Source organism: Massilia aquatica (assembly GCF_011682045.1).
Lineage (GTDB): Bacteria > Pseudomonadota > Gammaproteobacteria > Burkholderiales > Burkholderiaceae_D > Telluria_A > Telluria_A aquatica.
On record NZ_VVIW01000001.1, the window covers coordinates 246,291 to 260,878 of the forward strand.

Below are 14,588 nucleotides of genomic sequence, written 5' to 3' on the forward strand. Positions count from 1 at the left end.
CTTCAAGCCTCCTTAACGAACACATGGGAAATTGCGCAATTCATCGCACGGCTTATATTGGTGGGGATTTACCGATGACGCAAGTGTTTTTCAAGAATTTTTCGGCGTTTTCATAGGGAAAAGCCAGAACGATGGCCCGAGAAGGGCGATTTTGACGGATCGGGGAGAAGAACCGTTGAACCGTCGCCCCGCGCCGAGGGCCGCCTTGGCGCGGGGGAGACGGTTTCGCGGGTAACGGCTGCGGCTGCGCTGACTTTGCACGAGCAGCCGAAGGACGTTTTAGCGCATCCCGCCCGGCATCATGCCCTTCATCGAGCGCATCATTTTCATCATGCCGCCGCCTTTGAATTTCTTCATCATGGCCTGCATCTGGTCGTATTGCGCCAGCATGCGGTTCACTTCCTGCACCTGCACGCCGGCCCCGGCGGCGATGCGGCGCTTGCGCGTGGCCTTGATCAGTTCCGGCTTGGCGCGCTCGGCCGGCGTCATCGAGTCGATGATGCCGACCATGCGCCGCACCTGCTTGTCGGCCTGGTCCATGTTGGCGCCGCCGGCCGCCTGCTGGAACTGCGCCGGCAGTTTGTCGATCAGACTCGACATGCCGCCCATTTTTTTCATCTGGCCCAGCTGCGACTTGAAGTCGTTCATGTCGAAGCGGCCGCCCACCTTGATCTTGTTGGCCAGGTCGGCCGCCGCCTTGCTGTCGACGCCCTTGCGCGCTTCTTCGACCAGCGCCAGGATGTCGCCCATGCCCAGAATACGGTTGGCCATGCGCTGGGCGTCGAAGGCTTCGAGGCCGTCGAGCTTTTCGGACACGCCGGCAAACTTGATCGGTTTGCCGGTAATGTGACGCACCGACAGCGCCGCGCCGCCGCGCGAGTCGCCATCGAGCTTGGTGAGCACGATGCCGGTCAGCGGCAGCGCGTCGTTAAAGGCCTTGGCGGTGTTGATCGCATCTTGCCCCAGCATGGCGTCGACCACGAACAGGGTTTCGATCGGGTTGACCGCCGCGTGCACGGCGGAGATCTCTTGCATCATCGCTTCGTCGATACCCAGGCGGCCGGCGGTGTCGATGATCAGCACATCGTGGTAGTGCTTCCTGGCCCAGTCGAGCGCGGCCAGGGCGATGTCGACCGGCTTGTCGGTGGCGGCGGACGGGAAGAAGTCGGCGCCGACCTGTTTGGTCACCGATTCGAGCTGGGCGATCGCGGCCGGACGGTACACGTCGGCCGAGACGGTCAGGACTTTTTTCTTCTTCTCTTCCTTGAGGTACTTGGCCAGCTTGCCGACGGTGGTGGTTTTACCCACACCTTGCAGGCCGGCCATCAGGATGATCGCCGGCGGCTGCTGGGCAAAGCTCAGCTGCGACGCTTCGGGACCCAGATCGGCGCCCATCAGCGCACCGAGCTCGCGCTGGACCACGCCGACCAGGGCCTGGCCCGGGCTGAGCGAGGCCAGTACTTCTTCGCCGAGGGCTTTTTCCTTGACCCGGCTGATGAACTCGCGCACGGCGGGCAGGGCCACGTCGGCTTCGAGCAGGGCCAGGCGCACTTCGCGCAGCATCTCGGCGGTATTCGATTCGGTCAGACGCGCCTCACCGCGCATGGTCTTGACGACCTTGGCAAGGCGTTGGGTTAAGTTATCTAGCATGGCAGACCTGACTAATATATAGGGCGATGCCGGCACGCGCCGGTTGTGGCGTCATTTTACCCTATGTTACGGGCAAAAAAGACTGCGGCCGGGCCAGCGCCGCAAGGCTGCCCGCAGGCCCGACAGCGGGGTGGCGCGGGCCGGCAATTGTCTCTTTCTCATGCGCCTGCCCGGTTTTTTCGCACAAAGCTTGCGCCAGTCGTGGGACTGCGCCGTTTGGCCGCGATACTTTTCCATAAGGCAATCGGACCCGCGCCCCCAGCGACGCTGCAGCACTGACCGGAGATTGGCATGACAGGCAAGCTCATTTGCAAGACCCTGGTACTGGCGGTGCTGTGCGCCGCCGGCGCCAGCCAGGCGCAGGAAGTGGTTCGCCTCGGCAACCTCAAGTTCGCGCATTTCGGCGCCGTCGCCTACGTCAAGGAAATTGCGCCGTCCTGCGGCATCAAGGTGGAAGAGAAAATCTTCGCCAAGGGACTGGACGTGATGCAGGCCATCATCGCCGGCGAGCTCGATGTGGGGGCGACGGCGTCCGAGGCGGCCATTTCGGGCAGGGCCAGCGGTGCGCCGATCGTGGTGGTGGCCGGTTTCGCCAGGGGCGGCGCGCGCCTGGTGGCGCGCCACGGGCTGGGCGTGAAGGGCATGCGCGAGCTCAAGGGCAAGAAGGTGGGGGTGACGCGCGGCGGCATCCAGGAAGTGCTGCTGATGGCCGAACTGCAACAGCACGGCATGAGCGCCGACAGCGCCCCCGGCAAGGACGTGCAACTGATTTACCTGCCGTTCGCCGACCTGAATCAGGCGCTGATGGGCGGCAACATCGACGCCATGATGCAGTCCGAACCGCAATCCTCGCAAGCGATCAACAAGGGATTCGGGGTCGAGGTGCTCAAACCCTACGATACCCCGATCGGCGAGCCGGTGCGCACCCTGGTGATGACCGAAGCGTTCTACGGCGGCAAGCGGGCGCTGGCCGAAAAATTCATGCGCTGCTTCGTGCAGGCCACGCGCACCTTCATCAGCGAGCCCGCAGTGGCTGAAAAATATGTGCGCGAGACCCTTTTCAAGGGCCAGATCAGCAAGGACGATTTCGAGGACGCGATCGCCAATTCGCCGTATGCGCTCGACGTGACGGCCGCGCATATCCAGGTCACCACCGACACCATGGTCAAGACCGGGGTGGGACGGATGGTGCGCCCGCCGCGCGCGACCGACTGGGTCCGTACCGACCTGCTCGAGGCGGCCAAGAAAAGCGTCCCTGCCAAGTAAGGGACGCGCGCTGGCAGGCAATCCGACAACCCGATCCGGAGGCGGCATGGACGGCAGGCGTTTACGCGAGAAGGGCATCGGCCTGGTGGCGCCGCTGGTGGTGATCGGCCTGTGGCAGCTGGCGGCCGTGCAGGGGCTGGTCAATCCGCAGGTGTTGCCGTCGCCGCTGGCGGTGCTGCGCAAGTGGATCGAGTATCTGCTGCCGCTGCAGCCCTACGCGGGCGGCAGCTGGCTGTCCTGGGCTTTGTCGGGCGAACTGGTGCTCGACGCGTTCACCAGCATGGTGCGGGTGCTGCTCGGCTTTGCTATCGGGGCCGCTCTGGCGCTGCCGCTCGGGCTGGCGATGGGCGCGAACGCGCGCGTGTACGCCTGGCTCAATCCGCTGGTGCAGCTGCTGCGCCCGATTCCGCCGATCGCCTACATTCCGCTGGCCATCCTGTGGTTCGGGCTGGGCAACCCGCCGGCCGTGTTCCTGATCGCGCTGGGGGCGTTTTTCCCGGTGCTGGTCAATACCATCGCCGGGGTGCGCCAGGTCGACGCCATCTACCTGCGCGCCGCGCGCAACCTGGGCGCGGGCCGCCGCACCCTGTTCCTGCGCGTGATCCTGCCGGCGGCCGTGCCCTATATCCTGTCGGGCGTGCGGATCGGGATCGGCACCGCCTTCATCGTGGTGATCGTCTCCGAAATGATCGCGGTGAACAATGGCCTGGGTTTTCGCATCCTGGAAGCGCGCGAGTATTTTTGGTCCGACAAGATCATGGCCGGGATGATCAGCATCGGCATGCTAGGGCTGGCGATCGACGCCGGCATGGACCGCCTGAACAATTATCTGCTGCGCTGGCACCGCGGCCTGGAGCACTGAGATGAGCGCAGCACCGATCCATATCGAGGGCGTCGACAAGGTGTTCGGCAGCGCCGGGCGCGACATCGTCGCCCTGCGCGACATCAACCTGGCCATCCCGGCCGGGCAGTTCACCTGCCTGCTGGGGCCATCGGGCTGCGGCAAGTCGACCCTGCTCAACGCCGTGGCCGGGTTTGCGCCGCCTACGCGCGGCACCATCCGCACCGGCGCGCGCGCAGTGACCGGGCCGGGGCCGGAGCGCGCCATGGTGTTCCAGGAGTACGCGCTGTTCCCGTGGATGACGGTCGAGCAGAACATCGCCTTCGGCCTCGAGATCAAGGGCGTCGGCAAGGCGGCCATCGCAGCCACCGTCGGCGCGCTGCTCGAGACGCTGGCGCTGACGGATTTTCGCCAGCGCTATCCGAAGGACCTGTCGGGCGGCATGCGCCAGCGCGTGGCGATCGCGCGCGTGCTGGCGCTGGACTCGCCGATCATGCTGATGGACGAGCCGTTCGGCGCGCTCGACGCCCTGACCCGGCGCAACCTGCAAGACGAATTGCTGCGCCTCTGGGCCGCTACCGGCAAGACCATCCTGTTCGTCACCCACAGCATCGAGGAAGCGATTTACCTGGCCGACCGGATCGTGGTGATGACTTACCGGCCCGGCACCGTCAAGCGCGATGTGGCGGTCGAGCTGGCGCGCCCGCGCGATCCGTCCGCGCCCGCCTTCAATGCCCTCAAGCGCGAACTGGGCCAGCTGGTGATGGAGGAGCAGCAGCGCCACCACAACGACGAGTTGCGCATGGCGGCCGGCGATTAAGATGCCGCCGGCGCGGCCGGCGGCACGCCGTCCCCGCCAGCACGCCCCGATAGTGTAAACTTGCAGCATGCAGACTTACTTACTTATCGCAGCGGCGCTGCTGTACGCGGTGTGCGCCCTTCTTCCCTCGCCCCGGGGTTCGCTCATTTCCGCCGTCACGGCCGTGGCCTGGCTGCTGCACGGCGCCGCCCTGTGGCTCGACATGATGGCGCCCGGCAGCGTGCGGATCGGCTTCGCGCTGATGATTTCGGCCGCGCTATGGATCTCGGTGGCGGCCTACTGGATCGAAAACCGCAATTTCGCGCTGGACGGCCTGCGCCGCCTGGTGATGCCGTGCGCGGCTGCCGCGGCGCTGCTGCCGGCCGTGTTCCCGGGCAGCGTGTTGCAGCTCGAAGGGCGCGCGCCGGCCTTCGGCTGGCATATCGCGGTCGCCATCCTGGCCTACAGCACCCTGACCATTGCCGCCTTCCACGCAGTCCTGATGGCCTTGCAGGAAACGCGGCTGCATGCGCGCAACCCCAAGGCCGGCTGGCTGGCCACCGCGCTCGACCAGCTGCCGGCCCTGTTGACCATGGAAAAGCTGCTGTTTCGCCTGATCTGGATCGGCTTCGTGCTGCTCAGCCTGACCGTGCTGTCGGGGATCGTGTTCTCGGAACAGTTGTTCGGCACCGTGCTCAAGTGGGATCACAAGAGCGTGTTCGCGCTGCTGTCGTGGTTCCTGTTCGCCGCGCTGCTGGCCGGACGGCGCTGGCGCGGCTGGCGCGGCAAGACCGCGCTGCGCTTCACCCTGGCCGGTTTCGCCACCCTGGTGCTGGCCTATGTCGGCAGCCGTTTTGTTCTTGAAGTGATTCTGCACCGGGCTCTGGCATGATGCGCATTCTGTTCTGGGTGGCGCTGATCGTGCTGGTCATCGCCGCCATTCGCAGCAAGATCCGCGCCAAGATTCGCGAGATGACGCCGCCGCCCGGCCATCCGGGCCATCCCGGCGCCGGGCCGCAGGCGCCGATGCGCGAACTGGGCGCTACCGTCGAGTGCGCGCACTGCCACGTGTATTTTCCGGAGTCGGAAGCGGTCACGGCCAACGGCCGCGCTTACTGCTGCCCCGAGCACGTCAATCTGCCGCCGGCCTGACCGATGTCGTTCTGGAGCGGCTTGTCGGCCGAGTCGCGCGAGACATTCTGGCGCTCCCTGCAGGCGCTCTCGGCCACCCGCATCGTCATTTCGCTGGTGCTGCTGGCCTACCTGATGTTCGACCGGCGCGATGTGCCGACCGCCGGCCTGTATCTGTATACCGAAACCTGCATCGCCTACCTGGTCATGGCCGGCGCCTTCGCGCTGGCCTGCCTGTACGTACGCACCCGTTTCCTGGGGCAGGTGGTGATCCAGATCGCGGTCGATATCGCGGTCATCTCGGTGCTGTACATGGCCGCCGAGGAGGGCCGCGGCAGCCTGGTGATCCTGTACCTGTTCCCGCTGGCCGGCGCCGCGATCCTGGCGCCGCGCGTGCTGGCCCTGTTTTCGGCCGCGCTGGTCACCCTGTTCCTGCTGCTGGCCTCGCTCTACCAGGCGTTCATGGGCATCAACGGCATGCCGATCACCCAGGCCGGCCTGTACGGCGGCGCCTTCTTCGCCATCGTGCTGGTGGTCAGCCACCTCGCCGGCAAGCTGATCCGCCAGGAAGAACTGGCCACGCGCCACGGCGCCGATCTGCAGATCCAGCTGGCGATCAACCAGATCGTCATCGCCGACGTGGCCGACGGCATTCTCGTGGTCGACCGCGACGGCCATATCTTTGCCGGCAACCCGGCCGCCCAGCAGATGCTGGGGCTGGCCAATGGCGACAGCGGCTTCGCCCTGTCCGAGGTGGCGGCGCTGGAACCGGTGGCGTTTGCGTTTTCGGAGTGGCAGCAGCAGGTCGGGCCGGCCGCACCAAGCGCGGCCGCGCGCGCCGCCTTTGTGACCGTCAAGCCGTATCGCGACAGCGGCGGTGGCACCGCCGGCACGGCCGCCTGGAGCGGACGGCGCGACCTGGCGGCCCACCTCAAGCTGCGCTTTGCGCGCGTGGACACGGTCGACGAGGCTTCCGAGCGCTGCGTGATCTTCCTGCAGGACGTGACCGCCATCGAAAACCAGGCCCAGGAACTGAAACTGGCCTCGATGGGACGGCTCACCGCCAGCATCGCCCACGAGGTGCGCAATCCGCTTTCGGCCATCGGCCACGCCACCGCGCTGCTGGCCGAAGACCTGCACGAGCCGGGCCAGGCGCGCCTGCTCAAGATTGTCGGCGACAACGTCACGCGCGTGAACCGCATGGTGGAAGACATACTCCAGTTGTCGCGCAAGGTCCAGCCCAATGGCGCACCGTTGTTGCTCGGCCCCTTTTTGAATGAGCTCAAGACCGAATTTGATGAAACCCAGGGGGTTGCCGATGATATAGTGTGGCTAGGCAACACTGGCGCCGTGCCGGTGCGTTTCGACGCGCTGCACCTGCGCGAAGTGGTGATCAACCTGCTGACCAACGCGCTGCGCTACGCCAGCGGCGGGGTGGGCAGCATCCGGGTCTACGTCGTCACCGATACGGCCGGCGGCATGGAGCTGCACGTGCAGGACGACGGTCCCGGCATCACGCCGGACGTGCGGGCCCACCTGTTCGAGCCGTTTTACACGACCTCGAGCAAGGGGACCGGGCTGGGGCTGTACCTGGCGCGCGAGCTGTGCCTGAACAACGCGGCGATGCTCGATTACGAATATCGCTTCGATGCCGGCGGCTTCGGCGTGCGCGCGGCCAGCGGCCGTTTTGTGATTTCGTTCGCGCAGCCGCTGGGAGCGCGCGGCGCCATTGGTAACGGTAACAGAAAGGCAACAACATGACATCACCCCGCGTACTGGTCGTCGATGACGAGGCTGATTTACGCGAACTGCTGGAAATCACGCTGGTCAGGATGGGGCTCGATGTGGACAGCGCCGAAACGCTGCGCGAGGCGCGCGCCTTCCTGGCGCAGAACGATTACGGCCTCATTCTCACCGACATGCGCCTGCCCGACGGGCTGGGCCTGGAACTGGTGCAGGAAGTGGGCGCCTCCAGCAAGTCGACCCCGATCGCGGTCGTGACCGCCTACGGCAGCGCCGAAAACGCGGTGGTGGCGCTCAAGGCGGGCGCCTTCGATTACGTCTCCAAGCCGGTGGTGCTGGAAGATTTGCGGGTGATGGTGCAGTCGGCCTTGCGCCTGTCGGCGCCGGCCGCGCCGGGTGCCAGTGCGGCCGGGGCGGGGGGCAGCGGCTCGCGCCTGATCGGCGAATCGGCCGTGATGCAGTCGCTGCGCGGCCAGATCGAGCGGCTGGCGCGCTCGATGGCGCCGATCGCCATTACTGGCGAGTCGGGCAGCGGCAAGGAACTGGTGGCGCGCGAAATCCACGCCCGCAGCTCGCGCGCGGGCAAGCCTTTTATTGCCGTGAACTGCGGCGCGATTCCCGAAGCGCTGATGGAAGCGGAGTTTTTCGGCTACCGCAAGGGGGCGTTTACGGGCGCCGCCGACGAGCGCGACGGGTTTTTCCATGCGGCCAACGGCGGCACCCTGATGCTCGACGAAGTGGCCGACCTGCCGCTGGCGATGCAGGTCAAGCTGCTGCGCGCGATCCAGGAGCGGCGCGTGCGCAAGATCGGGGCGACTGCCGAAGAGCCGGTCGACGTGCGCATTATCAGCGCCACGCACCAGAACCTGGCCCAGTGCGTCGAAACCGGCAAGTTCCGGCAAGATCTGTTTTACCGTTTGAATGTGATCGAACTGAGCGTGCCGCCGCTGCGCGAGCGGCTCGACGACCTGGGCGTGCTGGTAAACGGAATGCTGGCGCGCCTGGCCGGAGCGGGCCAGCCGGCCGCGCTGGGGCCGCAGGTGCTGGAGACTTTGCGCACGTATTCGTTTCCGGGCAACGTGCGCGAGCTGGAAAACGTGCTGGAACGGGCGCTGGCGTTTGCCAATGACGGCGTGATCGAGGTGGGCGACCTGTCGCTCAAGGGCGCGCGGGTGGCCGGGACGGCGCCGGCCGAGGTGGCGGCGGCTTTGGTGGCGCCGGAACCGGTGGCAGCGCCATTGCCGGTCAGCGCCGGTGCGCCAGCGCAGCTGCCCAGCAGCCTGCCCGACTACCTGGAACAGGTCGAACGCGAGATCATCCTGCGCGCGCTGACCCAGACCCAGTTCAACCGCACCCAGGCGGCCATGCTGCTGGGGATCAGTTTCCGCCAGTTGCGCTACCAGATGCAGAAGCTCGATATCCAGGAGCCGGAGGGGTAGGTCGGCTCCGCACGGTTGCGTGTACTTTCTTCGATACACTTCAAGCCGTCTCCCCCGGCCTGGGCGGCCCCCTTTGCGGGGGGCCATGGCACCTATGAGCAAAGGTGCTATGGACCCCCGCCTTCGCGGGGGAGACGGTGTTAAAGCAGCCGGTACCGCTACATGATGAAGACTGCGGGCGCTGGAACCGATTCCGACGCCCGCTCCCCCCACGGTTTATAATGCTGCCCCGCGACCCGGAAACGGCAAGCGTGCGAACTTGCGGCTGCTTTAAAAACCGGCACCCGTTAGTACCCGCTAACCGGGCAGTCCCGCCTGTGGCATGCCTCAAAAAAGTCAAGGGAAACACCGGAAAAAATTGCCAGTAATTCTATTGCCACTACCCCGGTGAGGCACTACAATTAGTCCCAGAAATGAGCAATCGACTAGATATAGTGGTTCTTGGCGCTCCGCCACCGATTGGTCGCCCCCTTGATTCAGTATCGGCAAGCCCAGGTTTTTAACGCATTCAACCCACCATCGCGCGTCACGGCGCCGGCCTCGGATTCCAGGCCGGCGGGGTAGTTTTTTGTTTTTATATTTGTTGGGGACGGTTGATTGACGCCGTCCACTTGATAACAACCGGCGGCAGACCAAAGCCCGCCGCTCCAGGAGGTCCCACATGCAAACATCCCAAGATTCTTCGATTAACCAATTGCACGTCACACCTGGAGCAGGCGCTCCGGCCACGGCCACCAGCGCCGCCGCTGTCGCCGCCCGCGGCGACTACCGCATCATCCGCCGCAACGGCGCCGTCGTCGCATTTGAACCATCGAAGATCTCGATCGCCGTCACCAAGGCCTTTTTGGCCGTGAGCGGCGGTCAGGGAGCCGGCTCCGCGCGCGTGCGCGAACTGGTCGAGCAGCTGACCGAGAACGTGGTGTCGGCCCTGATCCGGCGCCAGCCATCGGGCGGCACCTTCCATATCGAAGATGTGCAGGACCAGGTCGAACTGTCGCTGATGCGTTCGGGCGAGCACGACGTGGCGCGTGCCTACGTGCTGTACCGCGCCAAGCACATGGAAGAGCGCCGCCTGCAGAAGGAAGCGCTGGGCGGTTCGGCCGACGTGGCAGCCCCGCAAATCCACGTGCTCGAAAACGGCCAGCGCCGCCTGCTCGACATGAACCAGGTGCGCGACCTGATCGCCGCCGCCTGCGTCGGCCTGGAAAAGCACGTCGACGCCGACGCCATCCTGGCCGAAACGGTCAAGAACCTGTACGACGGCGTGCCAGTCGAAGAGCTGCACAAGTCCGCCATCCTGGCTGCGCGCGCGCTGATGGAAAAGGACCCGGCCTACTCGCAGGTCACCGCCCGCATCCTGCTGCACACGATCCGCAAGGAAGTCTTCTGCGAAGAAGTGCCGCAAGCCCAGGCCGCAGCACACTATATAGAGTACTTCCCGAAATACATCGCCAAGGGCATCGAGAACGAGCTGCTGGACCCGGTCCTGGCCACCTTCGACCTGGCCAAGCTGGCGAAAGCCCTGGTCGCCGACCGTGACTTGCAGTTCGGCTACATCGGCCTGCAAACCCTGTACGACCGCTACTTCCTGCACGTGCGCGACGTGCGCATCGAAATGCCGCAGGCGTTCTACATGCGCGTGGCCATGGGCCTGTCGCTGCGCGAAGAAAACCGCGAAGCGCGCGCCGTCGAGTTCTACAACCTGCTGTCGTCGTTCGACTTCATGAGCTCGACCCCGACCCTGTTCAACTCCGGCACCCTGCGCTCGCAACTGTCGTCGTGCTACCTGACCACCGTCTCGGACGACCTGGAAGGCATCTACGACGCCATTAAAGAAAACGCGCTGCTGGCCAAGTTCGCCGGCGGCCTGGGCAACGACTGGACCCCGGTGCGGGCTCTCGGCGCCCACATCAAGGGCACCAACGGCAAGTCGCAAGGCGTGGTGCCGTTCCTGAAAGTGGTCAACGACACCGCCGTGGCGGTCAACCAGGGCGGCAAGCGCAAGGGCGCGGTCTGCGCCTACCTGGAAACCTGGCACATGGACGTGGAAGAATTCCTCGACCTGCGCAAGAACACCGGCGACGACCGCCGCCGCACCCACGACATGAACACGGCCAACTGGATTCCCGACCTGTTCATGAAGCGCGTGATGGAAAAGGGCGACTGGACCCTGTTCTCGCCATCCGAAACGCCGGACCTGCACGACAAGGTCGGCAAGGCCTTCGAGGCGGCTTACACCGGCTACGAAGCGAAAGCGGCCGCCGGCGAGATCCGCGTGTTCAAGAAGATCGCCGCGCTCGACCTGTGGCGCAAGATGCTCTCGATGCTGTTCGAAACCGGCCACCCATGGATCACCTTCAAGGACCCATGCAACATCCGTTCGCCACAGCAACACGTGGGCGTGGTCCACAGCTCGAACCTGTGCACCGAGATCACCCTGAACACCAACGAGTCGGAAATCGCGGTCTGCAACCTGGGTTCCGTCAACTTGCCGGCGCACATGAAAGAAGGCAAGCTGGACCCGGTCAAGCTGCAGAAAACCGTGCGCACCGCGATGCGCATGCTCGACAACGTCATCGATATCAATTACTACGCCGTCGAAAAAGCCCGCAATTCGAATATGCGCCACCGTCCGGTGGGAATGGGTATCATGGGCTTCCAGGATTGCCTGCACATGATGCGCGTGCCGTACTCGTCGAACCAGGCGGTGGAATTCGCCGACCGCTCGATGGAAGCGGTGTGCTACTACGCCTACCTGGCCTCGACCGAGCTGGCCGAAGAGCGCGGCCGCTACGAGTCGTACAGCGGCTCGCTGTGGGACCGTGGCATCCTGCCGCAGGATTCAGTCAAGCTGCTGGCAGACGAGCGCGGCGGCTACCTGGAAGTCGACATGTCGTCGGCCATGGATTGGACCGTGGTGCGCGAGCGCATCAAGCAGTTCGGCATGCGTAACTCGAACTGCGTGGCGATCGCTCCGACCGCGACCATTTCGAACATCATCGGCGTGTCGGCCTGCATCGAACCGACCTTCCAGAACCTGTATGTGAAGTCGAACCTGTCCGGCGAATTTACCGAAATCAACTCGTACCTGGTACGCGACCTCAAGGCGCGCGACCTGTGGGACGAAGTCATGATCGCCGACCTGAAGTACTTCGACGGCTCGCTGGCCAAGATCGACCGCATCCCGCAAGACCTGCGCGACATCTACGCCACCGCCTTCGAAGTCTCGCCGAGCTGGCTGGTGGAAGCGGCATCGCGCCGCCAGAAGTGGATCGACCAGGCCCAGTCGCTGAACATCTACATGGCTGGCGCCTCGGGCAAGAAGCTCGATGAAACCTACAAGCTGGCCTGGCTGCGCGGCCTCAAGACCACGTACTACCTGCGCACCATCGCGGCGACCCACATGGAGAAATCGACCTCCAAGACCGGCGCCCTGAACGCGGTGGCGGTGGACGGCGGCATGTCGGCCCACGCCATGGGTGCGGCGGCCGATACGGCGGCGGCAGCTGCCGCGGCGACGGCGGCCTCGGTGGCTGCGGCGGCGGCCGAGGAAGAGGGCGCGGCGTGCTACCTGCGTCCGGGCGACGATGGTTTCGAGGAATGCGAAGCCTGCCAGTAAGAGTAATAGCTGGTACCGAGGCGGAGCGCTGCGGCGCTCCGCGCAAGACCGAATTGAACACAGACGAAAAGAGGAATCACCATGTTGTCCTGGGACGATGAAACAGCCAGCGCGCCAGCCGCGCGCCCTGCGGCGCCAAGCGCCGCCGTAGCGGGTACCGAACCCGCAGCCGACGCCGCATCGGTCGCCAAGCGCGTCCACGCCGACGACAAGCGCATCATCAACGGCAAGACCGATGTCAACCAGCTGGTCCCGTTCAAGTACAAATGGGCGTGGGACAAGTACCTGGCCGGTTGCGCCAATCACTGGATGCCGCAAGAGGTCAACATGCAGCGCGACATCGAGTTGTGGAAAAATCCCAACGGTCTGACCGATGACGAGCGCCGCCTGGTGAAACGCAACCTGGGCTTCTTCGTGACCGCCGACTCGCTGGCCGCCAACAACATCGTGCTCGGCACCTACCGCCACATCACGGCGCCGGAATGCCGCCAGTACCTGCTGCGCCAGGCCTTCGAAGAAGCGATCCACACCCACGCCTACCAGTACATCGTGGAGTCGCTGGGCCTGGACGAAGGCGAGATCTTCAACGCCTACAACGAAGTCAAGTCGATCCGCGACAAGGACGAGTTCCTGATTCCGTTCATCAACACGCTGACCGATCCGGCCTTCACCACCGGCACCGTGGAAAACGACCAGAAGCTGTTGAAATCGCTGATCGTGTTCGCCTGCCTGATGGAAGGGCTGTTCTTCTACGTCGGCTTCACCCAGATCCTGGCGCTGGGCCGCCAGAACAAGATGATGGGCGCGGCGGAGCAGTACCAGTACATCCTGCGCGACGAGTCGATGCACTGCAACTTCGGCATCGACCTGATCAACACGATCAAGATGGAAAACCCGCTGCTGTGGACCCCGGCCTTCAAGGAAGAGATCAAGCAGCTGTTCCTGAAAGCGGTCGACCTGGAGTATGCCTACGCCGAAGACACCATGCCGCGCGGCGTGCTGGGCCTGAACGCCACCATGTTCAAAGGTTACCTGCGTTTCATCGCCAACCGCCGCGCGCAGCAGATCGGCCTGGACGCGATGTTCGCCCAGGAAGAAAATCCATTCCCGTGGATGAGCGAGATGATCGACCTGAAAAAGGAACGCAACTTCTTCGAGACGCGCGTGACCGAGTACCAGACCGGTGGCGCCCTGAACTGGGAATAAGCCGCGCCACTGCCTGGCGCTGCGCTGGACGGCGCCGCGCCGGCAGCGACCCCGGACGGCATGCGATCCGGCTGCCTCCATTAAAAAAGCTCCCTCGGGAGCTTTTTGCATGATGGGCGTCGCCGCAGCGCGCCCGCAGGTCTTGTTTGCCTGTCTACTTGCCCGCCTTGTAAACCCCGCAGGCGAAGTACACATTGTCGACCCGCTCGACGTAGGTGCTCTTGGCCTCGAGCGCGCCGCTCTTCGCGTTCGGCCATTTGTAGTCGACCCAGCCTTTGCCCTCCTTGCCGGCCACCTCGCGGAAGCGACGCGTGAAGTACACGCCGTCGACGTCGCGCAGGTCGCCCAGCTCCTTGCCGACCAGTTTGGCGTTGGCGCCATGCGCCGTCACCGGCCCCGGCGCGACGGGCGCGACGAACAGATACAAGTCCTTGCTTTCGAACATGCCGGTCTTGCCATTGATTTCGGCCGCCGTCTTCTCCATGCCGTTCGCCTTGTAGAAGGCGATCGCCTTTTTCACGAGGGCCACCGCTTCCTCGCTGGTGCCGCGTTCGGCCGCGCCGGCCGCTCCCGCCGCCGCCGCCATCAGCGATGCCATGCCGATCATGGCGAGCCACTTGACTAGTCTGTTCATCGATTCTCTCCGTCTCGTTGTGGTCGCCACGCGGCGCCTGAAATGATCCTATGCCGTCACCCGCTTGCGCACAAGGGGGAGCGCGAGATGCGCTGGCGGCGCGCGTCAAACTGTTTACCTCAAGAGACAAACGAGCGTCCGGCGCGAGAACAGCGAGAGACGAACGAGCGACGAACGAGAGGCAAACAGCGCGCACGCTTGCGGACATCGCGTGCATGCTCGTGCGAATACGTCTCGCAGCAGCAACGAACAGCGTGCAG

The 14,588-nt window shown here is 64.9% G+C and carries 11 protein-coding genes; 9 read left to right on the plus strand and 2 right to left on the minus strand.

The window, feature by feature from the left end:
* Window positions 1-279: 279 nt before the first annotated feature.
* On the minus strand, window positions 280-1,650 hold the full coding sequence (ffh, locus tag F1609_RS01160; RefSeq protein WP_166887218.1) for a signal recognition particle protein: 1,371 nt from the start codon (window positions 1,648-1,650) through the stop codon (window positions 280-282).
* 291 nt (window positions 1,651-1,941) lie between these two features.
* Between ffh and F1609_RS01165 the strand changes: the two genes are divergently transcribed.
* The 9 genes from F1609_RS01165 (at window position 1,942) to F1609_RS01205 (ending at window position 13,694) form a co-directional block, all read left to right on the plus strand.
* Entirely contained in the window at window positions 1,942-2,916 is a 975-nt protein-coding gene (locus tag F1609_RS01165; RefSeq protein ID WP_167073853.1) for an ABC transporter substrate-binding protein, read from the plus strand.
* 46 nt (window positions 2,917-2,962) lie between these two features.
* On the plus strand, window positions 2,963-3,778 hold the full coding sequence (locus tag F1609_RS01170; protein ID WP_167073855.1) for an ABC transporter permease: 816 nt from the start codon (window positions 2,963-2,965) through the stop codon (window positions 3,776-3,778).
* A 1-nt stretch (window position 3,779) separates the two neighbouring features.
* Window positions 3,780-4,577: an ABC transporter ATP-binding protein gene (locus F1609_RS01175; RefSeq protein ID WP_167073857.1), complete on the plus strand. Its 798-nt coding sequence runs from the start codon at window positions 3,780-3,782 to the stop codon at window positions 4,575-4,577.
* Between the two features lie 67 nt (window positions 4,578-4,644).
* A complete protein-coding gene (locus F1609_RS01180; RefSeq protein ID WP_167073859.1) occupies window positions 4,645-5,448 on the plus strand; it encodes a cytochrome C assembly family protein in 804 nt (267 codons plus the stop codon).
* Window positions 5,445-5,708, plus strand: a complete 264-nt coding sequence (locus F1609_RS01185) for a PP0621 family protein (RefSeq protein WP_167073861.1) — start codon at window positions 5,445-5,447, stop codon at window positions 5,706-5,708. Before F1609_RS01180 ends, F1609_RS01185 begins: the two co-directional genes overlap by 4 nt.
* Before the next feature lie 3 nt (window positions 5,709-5,711).
* Window positions 5,712-7,448, plus strand: coding sequence for a sensor histidine kinase (locus F1609_RS01190; protein ID WP_167073863.1), 1,737 nt, complete (start codon window positions 5,712-5,714; stop codon window positions 7,446-7,448).
* Window positions 7,445-8,869 carry a sigma-54-dependent transcriptional regulator gene (locus F1609_RS01195; RefSeq protein ID WP_167073865.1) on the plus strand — a complete coding sequence of 475 codons (1,425 nt, stop codon included), beginning with the start codon at window positions 7,445-7,447 and terminating at the stop codon, window positions 8,867-8,869. The genes F1609_RS01190 and F1609_RS01195 overlap by 4 nt, the downstream gene beginning before the upstream one ends.
* Window positions 8,870-9,530: 661 nt before the next feature.
* On the plus strand, window positions 9,531-12,488 hold the full coding sequence (locus F1609_RS01200) for a ribonucleoside-diphosphate reductase subunit alpha (protein ID WP_167073867.1): 2,958 nt from the start codon (window positions 9,531-9,533) through the stop codon (window positions 12,486-12,488).
* 81 nt (window positions 12,489-12,569) lie between these two features.
* A complete protein-coding gene (locus F1609_RS01205; RefSeq protein WP_167073869.1) occupies window positions 12,570-13,694 on the plus strand; it encodes a ribonucleotide-diphosphate reductase subunit beta in 1,125 nt (374 codons plus the stop codon).
* A gap of 154 nt (window positions 13,695-13,848) precedes the next feature.
* Here F1609_RS01205 and F1609_RS01210 read toward each other — a convergent pair whose 3' ends face one another.
* The gene (locus F1609_RS01210; protein ID WP_229421540.1) at window positions 13,849-14,328 is read right to left on the minus strand and encodes a cache domain-containing protein; all 480 of its coding nucleotides are present in this window, start codon (window positions 14,326-14,328) and stop codon (window positions 13,849-13,851) included.
* Between the last annotated feature and the right edge of the window lie 260 nt (window positions 14,329-14,588).

Excerpts from the sequence above, each read along its gene's own strand:
- ffh (WP_166887218.1), bottom strand. The coding sequence starts at position 1,650 with ATGCTAGATAACTTAACCCAACGCCTTGCCAAGGTCGTCAAGACCATG.
- F1609_RS01165 (WP_167073853.1), top strand. The coding sequence starts at position 1,942 with ATGACAGGCAAGCTCATTTGCAAGACCCTGGTACTGGCGGTGCTGTGC.
- F1609_RS01170 (WP_167073855.1), top strand. The coding sequence starts at position 2,963 with ATGGACGGCAGGCGTTTACGCGAGAAGGGCATCGGCCTGGTGGCGCCG.
- F1609_RS01175 (WP_167073857.1), top strand. The coding sequence starts at position 3,780 with ATGAGCGCAGCACCGATCCATATCGAGGGCGTCGACAAGGTGTTCGGC.
- F1609_RS01180 (WP_167073859.1), top strand. The coding sequence starts at position 4,645 with ATGCAGACTTACTTACTTATCGCAGCGGCGCTGCTGTACGCGGTGTGC.
- F1609_RS01185 (WP_167073861.1), top strand. The coding sequence starts at position 5,445 with ATGATGCGCATTCTGTTCTGGGTGGCGCTGATCGTGCTGGTCATCGCC.
- F1609_RS01190 (WP_167073863.1), top strand. The coding sequence starts at position 5,712 with ATGTCGTTCTGGAGCGGCTTGTCGGCCGAGTCGCGCGAGACATTCTGG.
- F1609_RS01195 (WP_167073865.1), top strand. The coding sequence starts at position 7,445 with ATGACATCACCCCGCGTACTGGTCGTCGATGACGAGGCTGATTTACGC.
- F1609_RS01200 (WP_167073867.1), top strand. The coding sequence starts at position 9,531 with ATGCAAACATCCCAAGATTCTTCGATTAACCAATTGCACGTCACACCT.
- F1609_RS01205 (WP_167073869.1), top strand. The coding sequence starts at position 12,570 with ATGTTGTCCTGGGACGATGAAACAGCCAGCGCGCCAGCCGCGCGCCCT.
- F1609_RS01210 (WP_229421540.1), bottom strand. The coding sequence starts at position 14,328 with ATGAACAGACTAGTCAAGTGGCTCGCCATGATCGGCATGGCATCGCTG.